Origin of the sequence: Stenotrophomonas sp. NPDC047960 (assembly GCF_043204395.1) — a bacterium.
Classification (GTDB): domain Bacteria; phylum Pseudomonadota; class Gammaproteobacteria; order Xanthomonadales; family Xanthomonadaceae; genus Stenotrophomonas.
Map to the genome: position 1 here is coordinate 82,463 of NZ_JBIDBX010000001.1, position 18,099 is coordinate 100,561.

Annotated in this window: 22 protein-coding genes; all 22 read right to left on the bottom strand. The window is 65.9% G+C overall.

What is annotated here, in order from left to right:
• Positions 1-9: 9 nt before the first annotated feature.
• Entirely contained in the window at positions 10-3,102 is a 3,093-nt protein-coding gene (locus ACGFZ3_RS00450) for a hypothetical protein (protein ID WP_392914989.1), read from the bottom strand.
• A gap of 78 nt (positions 3,103-3,180) precedes the next feature.
• The gene (locus tag ACGFZ3_RS00455) at positions 3,181-5,355 is read right to left on the bottom strand and encodes a hypothetical protein (RefSeq protein WP_392914992.1); all 2,175 of its coding nucleotides are present in this window, start codon (positions 5,353-5,355) and stop codon (positions 3,181-3,183) included.
• A 3-nt stretch (positions 5,356-5,358) separates the two neighbouring features.
• Positions 5,359-5,757, bottom strand: a complete 399-nt coding sequence (locus tag ACGFZ3_RS00460) for a hypothetical protein (protein ID WP_392914995.1) — start codon at positions 5,755-5,757, stop codon at positions 5,359-5,361.
• Between the two features lie 32 nt (positions 5,758-5,789).
• Complete coding sequence (locus ACGFZ3_RS00465; RefSeq protein ID WP_392914998.1) at positions 5,790-6,263, bottom strand: hypothetical protein; 474 nt, start codon at positions 6,261-6,263, stop codon at positions 5,790-5,792.
• Positions 6,260-8,392, bottom strand: a complete 2,133-nt coding sequence (locus ACGFZ3_RS00470) for a hypothetical protein (RefSeq protein WP_111007469.1) — start codon at positions 8,390-8,392, stop codon at positions 6,260-6,262. The genes ACGFZ3_RS00465 and ACGFZ3_RS00470 overlap by 4 nt, the downstream gene beginning before the upstream one ends.
• Positions 8,392-8,982, bottom strand: coding sequence for a hypothetical protein (locus ACGFZ3_RS00475; RefSeq protein WP_005412402.1), 591 nt, complete (start codon positions 8,980-8,982; stop codon positions 8,392-8,394). Before ACGFZ3_RS00475 ends, ACGFZ3_RS00470 begins: the two co-directional genes overlap by 1 nt.
• Positions 8,983-9,132: 150 nt before the next feature.
• Complete coding sequence (locus ACGFZ3_RS00480) at positions 9,133-10,086, bottom strand: capsid protein (RefSeq protein ID WP_164260792.1); 954 nt, start codon at positions 10,084-10,086, stop codon at positions 9,133-9,135.
• A gap of 26 nt (positions 10,087-10,112) precedes the next feature.
• Entirely contained in the window at positions 10,113-10,898 is a 786-nt protein-coding gene (locus tag ACGFZ3_RS00485; protein WP_392915003.1) for a hypothetical protein, read from the bottom strand.
• Entirely contained in the window at positions 10,898-11,041 is a 144-nt protein-coding gene (locus tag ACGFZ3_RS00490; protein WP_004154577.1) for a hypothetical protein, read from the bottom strand. The genes ACGFZ3_RS00485 and ACGFZ3_RS00490 overlap by 1 nt, the downstream gene beginning before the upstream one ends.
• A 16-nt stretch (positions 11,042-11,057) precedes the next feature.
• Positions 11,058-12,614: a portal protein gene (locus ACGFZ3_RS00495; RefSeq protein ID WP_005412405.1), complete on the bottom strand. Its 1,557-nt coding sequence runs from the start codon at positions 12,612-12,614 to the stop codon at positions 11,058-11,060.
• Positions 12,607-12,777 (bottom strand): hypothetical protein, encoded by a 171-nt coding sequence (locus tag ACGFZ3_RS00500; RefSeq protein WP_004154579.1) that lies wholly within the window; start codon positions 12,775-12,777, stop codon positions 12,607-12,609. Before ACGFZ3_RS00500 ends, ACGFZ3_RS00495 begins: the two co-directional genes overlap by 8 nt.
• Before the next feature lie 2 nt (positions 12,778-12,779).
• Positions 12,780-12,959: a hypothetical protein gene (locus ACGFZ3_RS00505; protein ID WP_392915008.1), complete on the bottom strand. Its 180-nt coding sequence runs from the start codon at positions 12,957-12,959 to the stop codon at positions 12,780-12,782.
• A gap of 64 nt (positions 12,960-13,023) precedes the next feature.
• Positions 13,024-13,560 carry an adenylate kinase gene (locus ACGFZ3_RS00510; protein WP_004154581.1) on the bottom strand — a complete coding sequence of 179 codons (537 nt, stop codon included), beginning with the start codon at positions 13,558-13,560 and terminating at the stop codon, positions 13,024-13,026.
• Between the two features lie 124 nt (positions 13,561-13,684).
• On the bottom strand, positions 13,685-13,891 hold the full coding sequence (locus tag ACGFZ3_RS00515) for a hypothetical protein (protein ID WP_164170922.1): 207 nt from the start codon (positions 13,889-13,891) through the stop codon (positions 13,685-13,687).
• On the bottom strand, positions 13,879-14,712 hold the full coding sequence (locus tag ACGFZ3_RS00520) for a hypothetical protein (RefSeq protein WP_004154583.1): 834 nt from the start codon (positions 14,710-14,712) through the stop codon (positions 13,879-13,881). The genes ACGFZ3_RS00515 and ACGFZ3_RS00520 overlap by 13 nt, the downstream gene beginning before the upstream one ends.
• Positions 14,709-14,858 carry a hypothetical protein gene (locus tag ACGFZ3_RS00525; RefSeq protein ID WP_160314061.1) on the bottom strand — a complete coding sequence of 50 codons (150 nt, stop codon included), beginning with the start codon at positions 14,856-14,858 and terminating at the stop codon, positions 14,709-14,711. Before ACGFZ3_RS00525 ends, ACGFZ3_RS00520 begins: the two co-directional genes overlap by 4 nt.
• Positions 14,855-15,145 carry a hypothetical protein gene (locus tag ACGFZ3_RS00530; RefSeq protein ID WP_049434075.1) on the bottom strand — a complete coding sequence of 97 codons (291 nt, stop codon included), beginning with the start codon at positions 15,143-15,145 and terminating at the stop codon, positions 14,855-14,857. Before ACGFZ3_RS00530 ends, ACGFZ3_RS00525 begins: the two co-directional genes overlap by 4 nt.
• Complete coding sequence (locus ACGFZ3_RS00535) at positions 15,142-15,390, bottom strand: hypothetical protein (protein ID WP_004154585.1); 249 nt, start codon at positions 15,388-15,390, stop codon at positions 15,142-15,144. Before ACGFZ3_RS00535 ends, ACGFZ3_RS00530 begins: the two co-directional genes overlap by 4 nt.
• A complete protein-coding gene (locus ACGFZ3_RS00540) occupies positions 15,387-15,512 on the bottom strand; it encodes a hypothetical protein (RefSeq protein WP_258013034.1) in 126 nt (41 codons plus the stop codon). Before ACGFZ3_RS00540 ends, ACGFZ3_RS00535 begins: the two co-directional genes overlap by 4 nt.
• A 28-nt stretch (positions 15,513-15,540) precedes the next feature.
• Positions 15,541-15,906, bottom strand: coding sequence for a hypothetical protein (locus ACGFZ3_RS00545; RefSeq protein WP_005412414.1), 366 nt, complete (start codon positions 15,904-15,906; stop codon positions 15,541-15,543).
• Complete coding sequence (locus tag ACGFZ3_RS00550; protein WP_050483582.1) at positions 15,903-16,241, bottom strand: hypothetical protein; 339 nt, start codon at positions 16,239-16,241, stop codon at positions 15,903-15,905. Before ACGFZ3_RS00550 ends, ACGFZ3_RS00545 begins: the two co-directional genes overlap by 4 nt.
• Positions 16,223-18,097: a DNA polymerase gene (locus ACGFZ3_RS00555; protein WP_065428010.1), complete on the bottom strand. Its 1,875-nt coding sequence runs from the start codon at positions 18,095-18,097 to the stop codon at positions 16,223-16,225. The genes ACGFZ3_RS00550 and ACGFZ3_RS00555 overlap by 19 nt, the downstream gene beginning before the upstream one ends.
• Positions 18,098-18,099: the final 2 nt, after the last annotated feature.

Sequence of the window (18,099 nt, forward strand, 5' to 3'; positions counted from 1 at the left end):
GCCTCCTGGTTACGGTCGATCAGTCCCGTCCTTGCGGTCGGGGAACTGCTGTAGGGCTTGATCCGCGATGTTGCGGACGCCCGTCATGTTGTTGAACCACCAAATCTTCCAGAAGTCGCGCATCTGCTTCTCGGTGATCTCCTCATCGTCGCGGATGGCCGAGCCGATCATCCGCGTGCTGCCGTAGACCTTGTTGAACAGGTCGATGGACGGGATGCCCATCACGCCGTTCTCCAGGCCGGTCGAGCGGTTGTTGGCAAACACCGGGTCGTTGCCCAAGGCGTCCGCCCACACGGCGTCGGTGACCGCGGGGATCACGTTCGACCAGCTCGATTGCGCGACAGCGTTCTTGTAGAAGTTCTCCTGCGTCAGCTGCTTCTTCCGCTGTTCGGGGTTGCCCGCAGTGTTGATGTACGTGCGAGCCGCCCAGCCCATGCCTGCTGCCGAGGTGGACAGCACGACCATCGCGTAGGTGCGCCAGTCGTCGTAGTGGTGGACCGAGTTCAGGAAGTGGCGGGTGTAGCTGTTGACCATGAAGCTGCGGAACTGCGTGACGATGCGGCCGGTGGTGGAGTGCATCAGCTCGATGCTGTCCGAGGCGTCACCTTCGAGAACCTGGTGTCGCGTCACGCGGAACAGGAACGCCGCCATGCGCTCGCGCGTCTGGAACGGCAGCTTGTCCGGGTCGATCTGCTCGATCTGCCGCTTGCCTTTAAGGTAGCCGAACACGTCGGCCTGGGCCTTCTCGTCGAGGCCCCAGGTGCGCAGGCGGGCCACTTCGGCGTCCGACAGCTTCTTGGCGTTCGCCATGTCCAGCAGCCGCAGCAGCGTGGCGCGACCGGCGATGCGTTGGAGCATCGTGTTGATCGGGGCCATGCCGGATGCGACCGAGGTTACGTGCGTCGCCATGTTCATCGCGTTGTCGATCTTCTCGCCGTGCTTGACGTTGAACGTCTGCGGCACGAGCGCGTCCTCGTCCAGGCGCAGGAACGGCGGGTTGCGCAGCCAGTCGGTGCCGGGTGCGAACAGCCGCTCCATCACGCGCGCCTCCTGCGAGGACAGCTTGCCGTCAGCGCCGCGCACCAGGAAGTCGCGGGCGGCACCCACGGAGTTCCAGAAGTTGCGGAGACCGGCATGCGCGATGGTTGGGCCAAGCTCGGCAAACAGCGAGAAGCCGACCTGGTTCATCACGCGGGCGAAGTTCCAGTTGCGCAGGAACCGCGCGTAGCGTGCGCCACGGCTGGCGGGATCGAGTTCGGTGCTGCGGCCGAAGGTGGACTTGAGGCCGATGTCGATCAGGCGCTCGATGTCCTTCACGTCGTCGCCGGACTTGCGGGCGTCGCTCTTGAGCTTCGACACGAAGCGGTCGAGCTGTGCGCGGTTCTTGATGCCAGCCTTCGACGACAGCGCCGACCAGCCGGTGATCTCGCGCATGTAGCGGGTCATCACCGAGTCCACGTCGTTGTCGAACAGGTCGGCCATCGAGACCTGCACGTCCTCGCCAGCCTCATTGCGGATGGTGGTGGAGTAGGTCTCGTCGAGGTCGATGCGCTTCTTCGCGCGGTCGAGCTTGCCCGACTCGTAGGTCTTGCGCTCCAGCTTGGACAGCAGCTCTTGCGACCGCACGGGCGAGACGCCCGCCTCGGTCAGCATGTTGCCGATCTCCTCGACCGAATCGCTGTCCAGCGGGCGGACCAGCAGGTCCATCCCGTCGCCCTCGAAGTTCGCCTGAGCGCGCTTGAGGTAGGAGCGTGCAACCGCACCGAGCAGCTCGTCGTCGATCTCGTCGCCTTCGTCGGCGGCGGCCTCCCATGCGCGACGCATGGCGGGCTTGATGAGCTGGTCGATCACGTCGTCCTGGTGGAGCTGCATTTCGCCGAACAGGCGCTTGAAGCCCTTGCCGCTCCAGTAGCGCGGCAGGTAGTTGCCGTTCTGCGCCACGTTGGCGAAGCCGTCGAGGTTGCTGTCCTGCGCCAGCTTGAGCGCATCCCGCATCGCCTTGGCGACGCTTCCGGCAGCCTTGGCGGCTTCCGGTGACACGTCCGGCGCACCGCGCACGGCACGGCCGACCTCCTCGTTGAACTTGGCGCGCTCGGAGAAGTTCCACCAATGCGTGCCCGTCCGTTGCTTGTAGGCGTCCCACGCGGCGTTCACTCCGCTCCGCCATTCCGTCTCCATGACGGCCAGGTGGCGCTTGGCGAACTCGCTGGTGGACTCCTGGACCGCGACGGAGCGATCGGTGTAGCCGACGCCATCGCGGAACAGCAGACGGCCCGCCTCGCGCACCAGGGGCGACTTGGCGCTGCCCATGCGGGCAGCAAGGTCGCGGCGGACGGTGGCGAAGTGGGGCGTGATGTGCGCGTTGACCAGCGCCTTGTCGGTGAACTCCTGCTCGAATGCGCTCTCGTTGCGCAGCGGGAGGACGCCTGGCGTGGGGTCGTTGGCGGCGGTGCCTGCCACGCGGGCGGCGGACAGCGAGTCGTCACCGGCCAACCGCTTCACCACGTCAGGCTTCACCTCGCCGTCGAACAGGGCACCCCGGCGAGCGCCGAGGGCACCACCGAACGCGAACGACAGGGCGGCGCTCTGCACGCCATCCGCGAGCGTCTGCTCGGGGTCGTAGGTGGAGGTTGCGGCCGACATCAGCGCGGAGGTGCCCGCAGCCTGTAGACCGGAACGCACCGCGTTGGCGAGGCGTCCGGCCTTGGCTGCGTACCCCAGGCCGCCCGTGGCGAGATCGAGGCCGGTTGCCACCGGGTCGGTGAAGCCGAGGGCGATCTGTCCGCCCAGGCCAAACTGCGCCAGGTCGTCGTCCGCCATCTGATTCATGAAGGCCACGGATTCCAGATAGGAGAGGTGCTCGTCGGACGTGGCCCGGCCGAACAGTTCCCACTGCTCCGGGCGCAGGCCCATCGACTCCCAGCGCTTGCGCGCGTCTGCGGGAATGCGATAGCCCTGCTGCGGCTCGTAGCCCAGCTCGGTGATGAAGCGGTCGATGAAGCCGATGCCGCCCTTTGCCTGGGCAGCGCCCCATCCGTCCCATACGGTCGTCTGATCCTTCCGGCGCTGCGCGGCCTCTCGCTGCTCCTTGCGCTCGCGCACGGCTTGCACGATGGGCTGCTGGGTTGCCGGCTTGACGACGTTCTCGTCTGCGCCGGGTAGGGATTCAAACATGCGGTCTTACTTCCTCGTCAGGTACTCCAGGAAGTCCTCGGGGACTGCCGGGGTGGTGGTGGTTTGCTTGGTGCCCGCGTTGGGGACCAGCGGCTTGGTGAGGTCGAACTTGGGCAGCTCGAAGGCGGGAGCCTCAGCGGCGCTTGCGTCGCGCTTGGTGATGGCCGCGGGGACTTCCGTGGTCGCCGACTGCGAGCGCAGGTCGCGGATATTCCGGGACTGGTCCGCCCAGGTGGTGCGCTGCTCGACCCGACGACGCGCCTGGGATTCCGCAAGGTCTCCCTTCCAGCGCTGGTGCTGTGCCGCGATGGCACGCGGGTCGAAACCGATGGCGCGGCCGGTGTCCGGGTCAGGGATCAGCCAGTTGTCGGGGCCGACGATCTGCCACTGCCCCGGATTGCGGGGATTCGGCAGGGCCGACAGCTCATCCGGGTCGCGGCCGAGCTTGCGCGCGACCGTCTGGATCAGCTCGTCTACCGCTGGCTCGGCACCCTGGGGCATGCCGATGTTCGGCACGCGGCGGCCGTTGACGGTCGTGCGCTGGGCGTCGATCTGACCGACCGCTGCACGGATGGCAGCTTCGCCGGACACGCCACCGCGCGAGGCGATGCGCTCGGCTTCCTGGCGGATGCGGTGCAGCTCACGCGGGTCACGCGGCTTGCCGTCGATCTCCAGGTAGTCCTTGATGCCGGACTTCCAGGTGTCGTTGATGACCGAGCGGGCCTCCTCGACTTCGCGCTTCGGTTGCGTCAGGACGCGAGCGGCCTCCTGGTGCGACTGACCGCTGCGCCGGGTGTCGTAGAGATACTGGTCCAGCATTGCGGCAGCCTCGCCGCCAGCGACCGTATCGGCGTACTTGGGCGAGACCTTGCGCAGCTGTTCGTACAGCGTCGCGGCATTCTGGAAGTTCTCCTGGAACGCCGGGTCAGCGCGCTTGAGGATGCGTTCGAGCTGGGGGATGACGATGCCCTGCCGTGCCCACTTCTGGAGCACCTGGCCGCGTGCGGCCTGCGGGGTTTCCTCCCACTCCTTACCGGCCTGCTTCTTGAGGTCGGCGTCGCTGATCTCGTAGGGATTGCCCCCGGCTACCAGCTTGCGGATGCGCTCCTCTCGGGCGCGCTCCTTCGCTTCCTGCTCCCAGCGGCGGAGCGTCTGCTCCTGCTGGTTGTTCCAGTAGCGCTTGAAGGACTGGAGGTCGCCGCCGCTCAGGCCGAACTTGCTGGCCCAGGTGTCGATGGTCTTGTGGGTGAGCTGGCCGCGATCCGCGAGGCCCTGGAGCGTCCACTCGGCCTCGGCCATCGCCTGCTTGCGTGCCTCGTCCTCGCGGTGTGCGATTACGCGGGCACCAGCGGCAGCCGCCGCGCGCAGCTCGTCGCCGTGCTCGGTGTTCATCAAGCCGGGCTGGCCGTCGCCGCGGTCCTTCTCCAGGAACGCCAGGATCGACTGAGGATCGCGGTTGCCCGCAGCCAGCTCCTCCTTGGCGGCCTCGACGTAGAGTTCGTCCACGTCGCGCTTGTTGAGGTAGGCGTACTCCTCCTGGTCCAGCATCGCGTACAGGCCGTTCATGCCCTCGGAGGTGAGGAACGTGCCACCCTTGATGCCGTCGCGGATGATCGCGGTCAGCGACTCCTTCTGCCGGACCAGCATTTCCCGCATCGAGTCGGCCTGCCACTGCTGGCGGACCTGCTGCGCGGCGCGCATGGCGACCGGCATCAGGGCCTTGCGGACCTGCGGGTCTTGGAACTCGGGGTTCTGCGTCAGCGCCGCCATGCGCTCCTTGATGAGCGGCTCGATGTCGGTGCCGGGTTCGGCCTTGGCGATCTCCTTGGCCGCTTCGATCTGCCAGTCGCGGACGCGGATGATGCCGTCAGCCTTGAGGTAGCCGCGACGCCATGACTCCGACTGCTGGGCAACGAAGTCCTCGGCCTGCCGGGGCGTACCCTCGGCGTCCTCCTGCATACGTTGGGTCGCCGCGGCGCTGTACTGCTCGCGGCTGTTGGAGATCATCTGTGAGTTGACGGAATCCGAGACGCGCGTCAGCACCGCAGCGGCGGTGCGAGAGAGGGCACCGGCACCAGCGGAGGACGCCTGGTCAGCCTGCACCGCCAGAACGGGGCGCTCGGCGAGACGCTGCGGCACCTGCGCGCGGCGGATGATCTCTTGGGGTTTCGTGCGGGCCACGGGTTACTCGTCTCCGGGAATGGAATAGCGCTTGTAGGTTTGGATGTTGCTGTAGGCGTTCACGCCTGACTGCATCACGCCGCCCAGCGCCTCGGCATTGCCGGTGCGGATACGTGCGCGTGCTTCGGAGCCGCTTTCGACGACTCCGTTCCTGCGGTTCTTCTCGATGAGGGCCACGTCACGGCCAGCCTGGGCCATGATGTCGTTCGCCAGCAGCTCGACCGAGTTGCCGGACACTGCCGCTTCTGCTGCGGAGGCGCGCATCGCGGATCGCAGTGCGCGGGCCTCCTCCATGCGCTGTTGGGTGCGCTCGGCGGCCTGGTCGTTGATCTGCTCCTGCTGACGCTCCGCGGCTTCCTCGATGGCCTTGTTGTTCTGATTCTGGCCGTACATGGTCGCCATCGCGCTGACTGCGGCGATACCGACCTGGACTGCTACGGGGTTGCACATGGGGTCTTGGTTACTCGGACGAAGGGTGTCTTGGCGAAGCCGTAGGCGGACTCGACGCCGCTCTCGCGGAAGCCAAGCCAGCCGAGCCATCGCCGCGTGGTGACGGCGTGGACATCGACGAAGTTGAAGATGGTGCCGAAGGTGGCCGCCCACTCGTCGCTGATCCGCCGAGCTTCTCGGAGGAACGTGCGGCGGAACGAGGGAGCCACCAGGGCGTCGGTGCCCAGCAGCCAAACCGAGGCGATTCCCTCGGCGTGCTGGGTGAAGCCGAAGATGCACACGGCGGAACCGTCGTGCATCGCGGCGAAACTGCGGTCGCTCGCGGTGACTGCGTATGCGAGCGCCTGGAGCGGGGTGTGACCATGCGAAGCCGCCACCTCCAGGATGTCCTCCTGCCGCATGTTCTCGGCGACGTGGAGGATGTCGCTGGCGGTGGGGCTTCGATAGGTCAGGGTCATACTCGGCTGCGGGAGACGAACATGCCGCGCCACTGTGCTGACTGGAACCAGCACTGGAACGGCAGGCGGTTGACGAGGTGCATGCGGACGCTGTTGGCGTCGCCCAGCACGGGGAACCGGCGAGAGCCGGAGTGGAACGTCGGGGCGCTGGTGCGGAACACCGAGTCGTTGAGGACGCGCGCGGTGTACGCACCGGAGTGCGACGCCACGTAGGTCTCGACTCGGCCGTTGCCGTGTTGCTCGACCTCCAGCTCGAAGTACGCGCCGTCCTTGTAGGCGACCTCGATGTCACGCACCTGCGTGCGGCCCACCAGCACGGCCTGGTTCTGCCCGCCGCGAACGATGGGCTTGGTCAGCGTGAGGCGGTGCTCGTAGTCCATGCCGACGACCACGCGGCCCTCGGTGTGGTTACCGGGGAGCGCGAGGCGGGTGCGGGCGTTGTCCCAGCGCGCCTTGGTGATGTCGAGGTACGCGCCGGGGTCTTGCCAGTCGTCCGTCTTGAGGACGGTGACCGTCATGCCATCGGGCACGATGTAGGGCAGGTCGATCCAGGTCTCGTTGCCGAACTGCTGATAGGTGGGCTGCACCACCAGCATGCGGTCGAGCAGGAAGTTGTAGTCGCCCGTGGCGTCCGCGTCGTGCTGGTTGAGCACCATGCGGAACTTGAGCAGCTCGCAGCCGCCTCCCGGCGCTTCCGCGACGGCGTACAGCACGTCGTTGATGGCGTGCATGTGGACGATGCGGCCGACGCCGGAGATTGACCAGCGCGTCCATGCGGACTGCTGCTTCTCGTCGCCGATCCAGCGGACGAAGTAGACGTAGAGCTGCGCGTCGGTCGGCTCGTCAGGAGCGAAGAACACGCAGTCGGCACCACTTGCGCTCGCCATCGCTCGCATGCGGCCCGGCATCAGCTTAGGCACATGCGCGGTCACGTCGGCAGCGTCGCCGGTCACCGACAGGTCGTCGATGAAGTATTCGCGCACGCTGGCGTATGCGCCGCTGTCCTCGGTGAAGTACAGCGACTCGCCCATCAGCTTCGGCCGGATGTACGGCGAGCTGCTGTAGCTGTTGACCGGATCGCTCTTGACGTTCTTGGCGGCCAGGTACGGCTCGGCGGTCAGGAGGAACTGGCCGCCCGCAGCGGCAAGGAACAGGGCCGACTGGAACGGGACTGCGTGGTAGAGCGTGGTGACGCCGTTCGACCCGCTGACGCTCACGTCGATGGGGTCGGCGTCGAGCACCTGGGTCACCGAAGTGCGCCAGAGGTTGAACGGGTCGGAGACCTCGGACATCAGCACGTTCTCCCCGGCCAGGAAGCCCAGGCGGTCCCGGTGCTTGAACACCTCGCGGATGCGCTGGCCGTCGATGGACGGGAACGGGTTGCTTTGCTCGTCACCCGCGAGGCGCGCGGTCCACTCCGGTCCACCGAAGGAGAACCAAAAGCCGTCCGCATGCACCGGATCGGGGATGCGCTTGAGGATGTGCGGCATCGTCTTGGCATCGAAGCGGTGCTTGATGCCCGGCCGGGCGACCTCCAGGTAGACCGAGGAGGACTGCTTCTGGACGTAGTAGTCGTCGAACTGCGATTCGGACGAGCCGATGATGTTGTAGATCGCGCCGGTCGGCACAACGGCCGAGCCTTTGTCTCCGGGCTTCGGCAGGTCGGACATCGTTTGCGCCGATCCGTACAGCGAACCGGGCGACAGCTCATCGCTCTGCTTCACGTCTACCAGCCGGTTGACGATGAAGGTGGTGTCGGAGAACGTCGCCAGCGCGAAGCACGACCACGCACGCTGTCCCTGGGTGTCCAGGTAGTTGAGCGCGTCGCCCGTGGCGTTGACTGTGTATTCCTTGCCGGTCTCGTGGTCGAACACGCGGATGCTGCGGTGACCAACGGCGACGATGTAGCGCTCGTTCTCATCGCGGACGATGGAGTGGAAGGCGCAGTCGTGATCGAGGGTGACGCCAAGGCCAGCAACGAACTCGGCGGGCGGGCGCTTGCCAGCGCCCATTGCGGCATGCAGCCAGGCGTTGATCGCCTTGGTGAGCTGGTTCGGCGAGCGGACGGTATCGTCCTGCTGCGACTCGCCTCCCAGGAACGAGGGATAGTCCCCCGTGATTAGCGGCATCAGCGGTCCCAAATATCAGACACGTCCGTCGAGCCACTGAGGAAGTTGTGGCCGCGGGCGTAGGTGAAGTCGGCGTGCTCCTGCGCGAAGATGAGGTATGCCTCCTCCTCGTGCTTCTCGGTGAACACGTAGAGCTGGTCGCTACCCAGCACGCTCGTCTGGAACAGACGCGCAGCGCGCACGGCGATGTAGCGGCGGGCCGACTCGGGCAGCTCCTCGTAGGCGAGGAACCAGGTCACGAAGTCGGCGGTGGGTGCCGACGAGAACGTGTCGGCGAGGGTGAGCGGGTTGATGAGGCGCGTGCCTCGGATCACCAGCGGCTCGCTTCCGCGTGCGGGGACGAGCTTGAGGATCGACTGCGGCGGCAGCACCTTGCCTTCCGCGTTGAGCGTGAAGGTGAACGACTCGCTGGTGTTGAACCACCAGCCAGCGGTTTGGACCTCGCGGCTCACCGCGCGGAGGGTGTCGCGCGCCTGCGAGGCGTACAGGTTGCCGAGCGCTTCGAGGTCGCTGATCGGCGCTTCGCCGATAGCACCGAGCAGCACGTTGACGGCTTCGAGTTCCGTGGTCGGAGTGAGTTCGAGGTTCATGGATTCGGGGCAAAAAAACGGGGGACACCCGTGTGGATGTCCCCCGTAGATGGAGAGAGATTGGAGTTGGGACGGGAGCCGACTTGACGATCTAGGTCTGCGGTGCCAGCTACACGACCGGGTACTCTATGAGTCCCGTCCCGGTGGAACTTACGCGGCCTTCGACAGCTCGATGGCACCGCGCGGAGCCAGGATGCCGTGACCCAGCGCGTACTTCGCCAGCATCAGGGTGCCCTGCTTCTCGCCCTGGTACACGTCCTCCAGGGACAGGTCCAGCAGCTTGAGGGTGCCGACCGCCGAGCGGTGGAAGATCACGCCCACGGTGTCCGCGAAGTTGCCGCGGTACTTGGCCGGGATCGAGGCCAGGGCCGACTCATCGACACGCGGCATCGCGTTGATCTTCACCAGCGGGATGCGGGCGACCGAGGAAATGATCGCCTGGCCGTAGGAGCCGTTCGATTCCGCGTTGATGTCGCGGTCGATCAAGTCCTTGTTCTCGGTCAGCAGATACCACTGAGCCGGGGCCAGTGCGCCAGTGAACTCCTGCGGGTTGTCCGGCAGCAGCTTCTCGTCGAACAACATGCGGGCGTTGCGGAACGCATCGGCCAGCACGGTCGGATCGGAGGCCATCGTGGCGGCCTTGATGATGGCACCACCCGGCTGGCCTTCGACCTTGCCTTCGGTGGTACGAGCGGCCAGGATCGCGCAGCGCAGCTCGTTCTGCATGCGCTTGAGCGCCAGCTCCGCACCCTGCTGACGGGTGTACTCGGAACGCACGTCGTAGTGGTTCATCGCCTCGTCGATGTTGGCGATGAAGGCGTGCGAGATCAGCATCGGATCGAGGGTGATGATGGTCTCGTTGTGCTCGACCACCAGGCCCTTGATCTCGGTGCCCGGCACATGGTACTCGGAGCCGATGGTGCCGACGTTCGGGAACGAGGCGGACTTGCCGCTCTCGATGTTGCGCACCGACACGCGGCCGTCCAGCTTGTAGTTCTCGACGAAGCTGGTGATGGTTTCAGCAGTGTAGTTCTGCTTGAACAGCGCCCAGGCGTCGCCGTTGGCCTGGGCTTGACCCAGGCGGGAGGGGATTGCGTCCGACATTTAGTCCTTGCTTGAGGTTGAGTGGATTACTTGAACAGCGGCGACACGGCCAGGCGGGCGGAGACTTCCGCGCGGTAAGCCGGATCACGGTGGTAGCGCACATCGCGCATCGCTTCGACGACCTGCGCCTGCGACTGGAACGGCTTGGGGCCAGCATCGGCGTTCGATGCGGTCTTGCCATTCAGAAGGCGGCCGTTGCCGCCACGGAGGGCGACGAGGCCCTGGACTGCCAGCGCTGCGCGGCCGGCGTCGCCGGACTGCACCGCTTCGTTGAACGCCCGCTTCTGCTCGGCGCTCAGGTTGGTCTTGGCCCACTGGACCAGGCCGTCGTAACCGGCCTTGCCACCTGCGGGCGAGTAGACGGCGTTCTCGTAGGTCTGCACGCGCGCGCGCAGGCCATCGACGTACACGTCCACCAGCTCCTTCGGATAGCCCGCGTCCTGGAGCTTCTTGTAGCTCTCCTCGGACAGCGAGCCGTTCGAGTTGAACTCGGTGGCGAAGTCGTCCAGGTTCAGGCCAGCCCGCGCCAAGGCGTCACGCGCGTCATCCTCGGTGGCGCCGTCGATGGTCGCGGGGCCGCTCTTGCCACCCTTGTCGTCGGCTGGCGTGCTCAGTTGTGCGTAGGCGGCTTCCAGCTCCTCCACGGTCTTGTACTTGCCGCCGAACAGGCGCTCGCCATCGGTGCCACCCTGCGCGCCCGGTGCGGGCTGCTGGGTGTCCTGGGAGTTCTGCGGCGGCTGCTGACCTGGGGTCGGCTGGCCGTTGATGCCGTCAAGGCTGACGGTCACTTCGGACTTGCCCGGCTGCAACATTACTTGTCCTCGGGCTTGTAGTTGACGATGACCAGGCCGTTCGTCTTGCGGGTGATCTCGGCCTTGCCCTTACGCTCGACGCTCGGAGCCTTCGGGGCTTCCTTGGTCGGCTTGGCGGGCTTCTCGGTGGTTTCGTTCGACATTGCGTCCTTCTCGGGGTTACGGGGTTTGGGTCATCGCTGAGGCGATATTCGGAGCGGCACGGACCATCGCCTCCTGCGCCGAGGCGTCCTGCTGCTCGGCAGCAAGCTCGTCGTCGGAGCGGATCAGGCCCTTGGTGGAAATGTCGGAAGCGGCGGCCAGTCGGGAGATCGCCTCGCCACTGTTGAGGCGGCGTGCCTTCTCCTCTGCGCCGACAAGCGCATCCACTGCCTGACCGAACTCGATCAGCTTGTTCAGGTCGTGGCCGCGGCCGAGGGCGGCGATGCCAACGGTGATGCGCGGCTTGATGAGTTCCTGCGGCAGCTCGGGCAGGCGACCCTGCTTCTGGAGCTTGTGCAGGCGGCGGCGGATCAGCGGCAGCAAGAGCTGCTCGCCCGACATCGCCATGAAGCCGCTGAGGGCGTCGTCGAGTTCCTGGGTGAGCACCCGGATTTCGTAGGCGGTCACACGCTCGCCGGGGCGCTGCACGGCGGACTTCACGCCAAAGATCAGCTCCAGCGAGTTCGCCAGCCCCTCGGCCTCCTGACGCACAAAGTTCAGGTCGTAGGCTTTCTGGAGCTGGAGCGTGGTCACGTCGCTGGCCTCGCCACGCAGCACCGCGCCGGACTCGGCCTCGGTGAGCTGGCGCTCGCGGATCGTCGAGGTCGGCTTGAGGAACATGATGATCTTCGCCAGCGCGGCGGCACCCTTACGGATCGCCTTGCGCAGCGCCTCCAGCGACTCGAACGCGCCCACGTAGTCGTAGACCAAGCCCTCGCCGTAGTCGTCCACGAGGGACGGCGGGGCGCACAGGGGAATCCACGGGCAGGCGTCGATGGGGTAGGTGCCCACGGTCTCGGGCACTTCGACGCCCTCGACCTCCTGGACCACTTCCCACTCCTTGCCATCTTCCGAGCGACGCACCCAGGTGTAGAGGTTCACGTCGTCGTTCTTGGTCTTTTCGTCGCGTTCCTGGGCGAGCTTCTGCATCACCGCCGCGCGGATCGAATCCGGCAGCATGGCCGGGGCGATCTTGTCGAGTGTGATGATCTCCAGCACGTTGCCCAGGCCATCGCGGTCGGTCACGTAGGAGGTCAGCGGGTACAGCTTGGGCTTGCCCTCGTCGGGGTCGTAGAGCAGGAAGTTGCCGAGGACGATGGCGTGCTTGGCCGCCTCACTGAGGACCGGGCGGACGCCGCTGGTCTCAAGGTCGTTGACGATGACCCGTTCCACGTCCACCAGCGCGGCCTCCAGTTCGGAGGTCTCCACGCCAGCCTGCTCGGCGATGTTCTCGGCGACGGCCTGGTCAGGCGCGAGCTTGAACACTGAGGCGTTCGGCGGCAGCCAGGCCAGCACGATCTTCGAGGCCAGGGCGTTGACGCACTTCGGGCCGGTGTCGATGTAGGCGGAACCGGGGGTACGCGATTTCGCGCCCTCGTCCACCCACAGGCGGGGCAGGGTGACCTTGGCGCAGCGCTTGGCGCGCGTCTCGGCTTCTTTGCGGTTGGACTTGAGATCGCCGTAGCGCTTCGCGGCCGTCTGCTTCTCGGCCGAGGTCTGCTTGGCGTCAGCCATTCGGAATGGTCAGTCCTTGGTACTGCGTTGCGTTGTTCAGGTCCAGTCGGACCTTGGACTTACGCCGCTGATCGGCCGCGTGGCCGGTCGGCTGGGTGTCCTGGCGGGTCAGCAGGATCGGGTCTTTCTCCTGCTGGTCCGGCATGTTGGGCTTGCTGCACATGATTAGCGGGCGCGGTGCTCCATCTGCTCGACCTCCCGCAGCGCCTTGAGCCGGAGGATCAGGCGGCGCTCGCCCTGCCGGAGCAGGAACTCCTCCTTCGACTGGGCGGGGTCGTAGATCACTTCGGGGTGCAGTTCGTCCAGGAGGTCGATCAGGTCGTAGGAGTGCAGAGGGATTTGCATAGAACTCCTGGGTTATGAATAGGTGGGGAAACTGTCGTTTCCCCCGATGATGACCACTAAACCCTTAGAGTCGGGCCAGCGATTCCGCGACCATCCGCAGGCGGTGGATCGGGCCGTTGTTGTCGATCACGGTGTCGATCAGGTCGCCGTGGACGCCTGCCTCGGAGGCATGCGCCGAGACCGGGGCCGCGCTGTCGCGGAGCACCTGGACTACCTGGCCGCCCCACTCGCGGATGAACTGCGCCTCGTTGTCGAAGCGAACGTCCGACACCACGACTCCAGCAGCGCCGTCGCGGCGGGCCTGACGGATCTTCTGCGCGACCACCTTGACCCACAGGTCGCGGTCGATCATTTCGCGGCCCCACTCGGTGCCCACGGTCTGCATCAGGCGGCGCGGGGTCTGCCCGTTGAGCCAGTCGAGCGGCTCCTCCTTGAGCGGGCCGTCCTCCATCGCGGACACCGGCAGGCCGGTGATGTCCGCCACGAAGGCGCGGATCGGGGCCGCGAAGGACAGCTTCACGAAGCCGTGGTCGCTGACCAGGAACTCGGCCAGGGTGTCTTTGCCGCTACGGGCGCGGCCGGTGATTCCGATGATCTTCATGGGGACTCCAGAAAAGGAAAGGCCCGCACGAGGCGGGCCGAAGGGGACTTGGGGGAGAGGCGCTACCAGCCGGGACGGCCGGGCAGCGCCAGGTTGATGGCGAGGGCCAGCAGCTTCGGACGCATCAGGCGAAGCACCGGGCGATCAGCCAAGCCGCACCAGCAGCGCCGACAGCGGCCGGCCACAGCTTGACGCGGCCAGCCGAGCGGTACAGGGCGCGTTCGAGGGTGTTGAGGCTGCGCCACCACAGCCAGGCTGCACCATAGGCGACGAAGGCGAACAGCACGGCCAGCACGGCGATGATGGTGATGAACAGGATCAGGGTTTCCACAGCTTCACTTCCTTGGTCTTGGGGTTGTAGTCGCCGTAGCGCAGGATTCGCGCGAGGCGTGCTTGGCGGATCGCATCGTGCTTCGACAGCGGCTCGGTGCCGCCGCGGGGGATGCGGGTGGTGTAGGTGGTGACGACGGTGTTCCACAGCGCGCCGAGGTGCTCCTCGACGGACGCATCGCGGTACGCCTCGTGGATGGGCATGAGCAGCTCGTCCGCGCCCTTGTGGCCGATGCCGGGGAAGCCGGGGTAGTTGTCCACCTGGTCGCCCGTGAGCACCTGCTTCATCCAGAACAGGTCAGCGTCGTGAGCCGAGATCGGCCGGACGCCCACGTCGGGACGGTTGGGGTTGTAGAGACGGATGCCGGGGATCGTCTGCATGTCCTTGTCGATGGACACGACGATGCGGCTACCTGGCGCGCGCTTCGGATTCGGGTGCGAGGCCAGCAGGCCCAGCACGTCGTCACCTTCCAGGTTCTCGATCTCCACGATCTTGTCGCCGAACTCGTCGTATACGAACTCGTCGAGCACGTACCACAGGGCAGGCTTGTCCTTGCTGGCGCGGTTGAGCTTGTAGGTCGGGTCGATGTCCTTGCGGAAGTTGTGCTTCTTGCAGGACAGGGCCAGCAGGTAATCACGCGCGCCGAACTTCTCGACGATCTCGTCGATGTAGTCCTCCAGCTTCGCCTTCGCGCGCTCGGGCTGGATCGCTTCGACCTTGTTGCCGTCGCCGTTCCAGTCGATGTTCGCGGTGTTCGAGAACGCGAGCTGGTAGCGCAGCACGTCGGCGTCGATCAGCAGCAGGGGGCCGCGCTTGTTCATGCGTCCACCCACTGCCATCCCAGGAACGCCAGCGCGAACCAGCGGTGCAGCCAGTTCGGACGCTCCTTGACCTGCACGAAGAAGTTGCCGCCGATGACCCAGGAACCGGCCGCATGCGGTGGCCGATAGGTCACGTAGGAAGTCATGGCCGCTTCTCCGGGTGACGCTCATACCACGCCTGTAGCTCGGCGGCGTAGCGCTTCATTCCGGCCTGGTACTCCGGGCCGTCGCCGAGCGGGTACTCGTACTCGTCGCAGACGTAATCGCTGGTGGGGATGTACGAGAATCCGCCATTGCTGTTTGGGATCAGCATCAGGCCACTCTCGGTGTGTCCTTTCAGGCACGAGCCGTAATCGGCGCGTGGCGGCCAAGGCTTCATGTCGCACGCAGCGAGGCCAGCGCACAGCGCCAGGATCAGAAGTGCGCGCTTCATGCCATGCTCTCGTGTACGGCGACCCAGCACTTCTCGCCAACGCGGCGGATGAAGTAGATCGCGGTGTTCCACTCCACGGGGCGCAGCATGCGCTCCGTGCAGCACGGGCACTTGGCGTTGTAGGCGTGAACCTCGGGCTGGTGTTCGAGCACAGCCACGCGGTAGGTAGTACACGGAGCGATCAAGCGGACATCGCCGTCAGCGGGGCCGCCAATGAAATGCACGCGAAGCTGATTCTCGTTCATCGGTTCGATTCCTTGAGGACTTCCAGGGCGCTCGCCTTGTCGGCGTTGCAGCGCAGGAGGCCGTCCTCGGCGTTGCCGCCGAAGCGGTAGAGGTCGTAGGTGGTGGTGGTCGGGTCAGCCATCACGGCGTCGAGTGAGGAGTGCGTGCCCTCAATGACGGTCGGCTGGAGGAACTGCTCCGGCACGACTTTCGAGGTGTGCGCGGCGCAGCTCGTCAGGAATGCGGCGAGACAGGTAATCGCCAGTTTCCGGGTCAGCATTTGCTGCAATCTCCACAGAGCGGTTGGTGGTGGCGCGGGCGTTCCGCAGCGCTGCATCGAAGGCAGAGCGGCGCACGGCTTCGCGGTTGAGGGTCTCGACGGTCTGCTTGAGGTCGGCCAGTTCCTTTGCCGACTCCTCCAGCTCCGTCACGCGCTGGGCCATTGCGGTGTACTTCCAGGCTGCGAAGCCGCCAGCCGCGAGCGCGGCAACGACCAGCAGCGCCGCGAGGGCGCGCAGGATGTTGGTTGGGTTCATCGGTTCTCTTGGACGTAACAGGCGACTCGCAGAAGCTCCGAGGGAGTCGCGTCGGACTTGATCTGATTCGCGCGTGCGGAGATCACGCGCACGTTGCCCCGGACGTAGCCGAGGTCAGGTTCGATGCGGTCGAGCGTGGGTGAGTTGGGGCCTTGGGCCTTGCGCCCGACAGCGCGGTACAGCGGGATGCCCAGCGCCGGGCAGAAGTCGGGGACCACGATGTCGTCCGACGTGAGGTCGAACGGCAGTCCCTTCCTTGCTGCCCGGCGTTTCGCTTGGCGCACCAGGGCGAGTGCAATGTCCCGCTTGCCGCGGGTCAGTGCGTCTCGGCCCAATTCCTTCCGATCTTGAACTCGCCATCGAGCGGACAGCGGAAGCCGAAGTATTCGCCAGCCTTGCGGATGGCAGCCTGTGCGGTCTTGCCCACGAACTCGGCCTTGTCCTCGTCCACTTCGATCTGCCACTCGTCATGGACGTTGGCGAGGAACTCGTAGTGGACGCCCGGCACCAACCTTGCGGCTTGCAGGTCGGCGTCGAGGATCACCAGGGCTTTCTTCATCACCAGCGCACCGGCCGACTGGAGCAGGGTGTTGAGCGCGGCGTGGTCGCTGCGGATGTGCAGCTTCCGGCCATCGAGACCGATCAGGTATCCCTTCTCGGCCGCGCGCTTCTTGACCCCGCGTACCAGCTTCTCCAGCGCAGGCAGCCCGGCCAGGAACTTCGAGCGGAGCTTCGCCCCGGCCTGGCGACCCTTACCCACGATGGAGCCGAGCTTCGCGTCGCCTGCCCCGTAGAGGAAGGCGTAGATGAAGGTCTTGGCGTTGTCGCGGGTGGGCAGTCCTGCCGCCGATTGGTTGACGGAGTGGATGTCGCCTTCGAGGATGACCTTGGCGTACTCGCCGCCGTCGTGCTTTGCCATGAAGTGCGCCAGGCAGCGCAGCTCCAATCCCGAGGCGTCCGCGCCGACCTGGAGCTTCCCTGTTGGGACGCAGAACAACGAGCGGCACTCGAATCCGTAGCCGCCTTCCTGGCCCTTGAGGATTCCCTTCTCCTTCGAGTGCTGGACCTTCGGCACCTGAGCGATGTTCGGCTTCGAGTGCGTCATGCGGCCGGTCACCGCTGCGTTCTGATTCACGCTGCCGTGGATGCGGCCGTCCTTCTTGATGGCCTTGAGCCACGCCTCGTCGCCTTCGGCGAGCTGGCCGAGGCGCTTGTTGACGATGAAGTGCTCCAGCAGGAGCGGGATGATCGGGAACTTGAGCGCGCCCAGGACTTCTTCGTCGATCTTCGGCTGGCCCTTCTCGGTGAACTCCTGGGGCTGCCAGCCGTACATTGCAGTCAAGCGGTCAGCGATGTGCTGGCGGCTTGCCGGGTTGAACACCACGTCCTTGTAGGTCGTGACCTCCACGCCCTTGACGTAACCGCGGCGCTTGTCGTCGCGCTTCGGTACGAACTTGCGCTTCACCACCTTCCACGGCGGAATGACCTTGCGCAGCTCGGCCTCCAGCGCAGTGCGCCGGGACACGAGGATGCACTCCAGCTCACGCGCCTTCTCCTGATCGAACAGGTAGCCGTAGCGCTGCTGACGCGAGAGGATCGGCGCGACGGCCTGCTCCAGCTCGATGGCCTCGGTGGGGAGGCCCTTGCTCATCAACAACGCGAACAGCGCTTGCGTGACCGCAACGTCCTGGTCGCAGTAGTCGTCCATTTCCTGAGACCACTGTGCCCAGGGGTCGAGGCCGCGTGCGGCCATCTGCGCCGCGTAGTCGCCTTTCCAGCGGCCGAGGCGGTAGCCCCACGCTTCGAGGGAGTGACGGCCGATCAGCTTGCCCGGCAACACCGGGTTCGCTCCCTGCTTCTTGCGGGCCTTGAAGTCGCGGTCCTTGAGGTCCGGGTAGACCAGCGTGGACATCAGCAGCGTGTCGAAGTACGCCTGGACCTTGAAGTCCGGGAACACCTTGGCGATAGCCGGAATGTCGAATCCGGCGATGTTGTGGCCGACAACGCGCTTGGCCTTCTTGAGCCTCTCGACGGCCTGACGGACTGTCATTTCGCCCGTGCCGTGATCGTTGGCGGACAGGATGGGACCGCGCGGTGCGCCGGTCTCATCTACCTCTTGGAGGGAAATGCAGTGGATCGTGTCAAGTTCGTCGAGGAGGCCATTGGTCTCGCAGTCGAATACGAGGATCAACG

Excerpts from the sequence above, each read along its gene's own strand:
- ACGFZ3_RS00460 (WP_392914995.1), bottom strand. The coding sequence starts at position 5,757 with ATGGCGACCATGTACGGCCAGAATCAGAACAACAAGGCCATCGAGGAA.
- ACGFZ3_RS00465 (WP_392914998.1), bottom strand. The coding sequence starts at position 6,263 with ATGACCCTGACCTATCGAAGCCCCACCGCCAGCGACATCCTCCACGTC.
- ACGFZ3_RS00470 (WP_111007469.1), bottom strand. The coding sequence starts at position 8,392 with ATGCCGCTAATCACGGGGGACTATCCCTCGTTCCTGGGAGGCGAGTCG.
- ACGFZ3_RS00475 (WP_005412402.1), bottom strand. The coding sequence starts at position 8,982 with ATGAACCTCGAACTCACTCCGACCACGGAACTCGAAGCCGTCAACGTG.
- ACGFZ3_RS00480 (WP_164260792.1), bottom strand. The coding sequence starts at position 10,086 with ATGTCGGACGCAATCCCCTCCCGCCTGGGTCAAGCCCAGGCCAACGGC.
- ACGFZ3_RS00485 (WP_392915003.1), bottom strand. The coding sequence starts at position 10,898 with ATGTTGCAGCCGGGCAAGTCCGAAGTGACCGTCAGCCTTGACGGCATC.
- ACGFZ3_RS00490 (WP_004154577.1), bottom strand. The coding sequence starts at position 11,041 with ATGTCGAACGAAACCACCGAGAAGCCCGCCAAGCCGACCAAGGAAGCC.
- ACGFZ3_RS00495 (WP_005412405.1), bottom strand. The coding sequence starts at position 12,614 with ATGGCTGACGCCAAGCAGACCTCGGCCGAGAAGCAGACGGCCGCGAAG.
- ACGFZ3_RS00500 (WP_004154579.1), bottom strand. The coding sequence starts at position 12,777 with ATGTGCAGCAAGCCCAACATGCCGGACCAGCAGGAGAAAGACCCGATC.
- ACGFZ3_RS00505 (WP_392915008.1), bottom strand. The coding sequence starts at position 12,959 with ATGCAAATCCCTCTGCACTCCTACGACCTGATCGACCTCCTGGACGAA.
- ACGFZ3_RS00510 (WP_004154581.1), bottom strand. The coding sequence starts at position 13,560 with ATGAAGATCATCGGAATCACCGGCCGCGCCCGTAGCGGCAAAGACACC.
- ACGFZ3_RS00520 (WP_004154583.1), bottom strand. The coding sequence starts at position 14,712 with ATGAACAAGCGCGGCCCCCTGCTGCTGATCGACGCCGACGTGCTGCGC.
- ACGFZ3_RS00525 (WP_160314061.1), bottom strand. The coding sequence starts at position 14,858 with ATGACTTCCTACGTGACCTATCGGCCACCGCATGCGGCCGGTTCCTGG.
- ACGFZ3_RS00530 (WP_049434075.1), bottom strand. The coding sequence starts at position 15,145 with ATGAAGCGCGCACTTCTGATCCTGGCGCTGTGCGCTGGCCTCGCTGCG.
- ACGFZ3_RS00535 (WP_004154585.1), bottom strand. The coding sequence starts at position 15,390 with ATGAACGAGAATCAGCTTCGCGTGCATTTCATTGGCGGCCCCGCTGAC.
- ACGFZ3_RS00540 (WP_258013034.1), bottom strand. The coding sequence starts at position 15,512 with ATGGCTGACCCGACCACCACCACCTACGACCTCTACCGCTTCGGCGGC.
- ACGFZ3_RS00545 (WP_005412414.1), bottom strand. The coding sequence starts at position 15,906 with ATGAACCCAACCAACATCCTGCGCGCCCTCGCGGCGCTGCTGGTCGTT.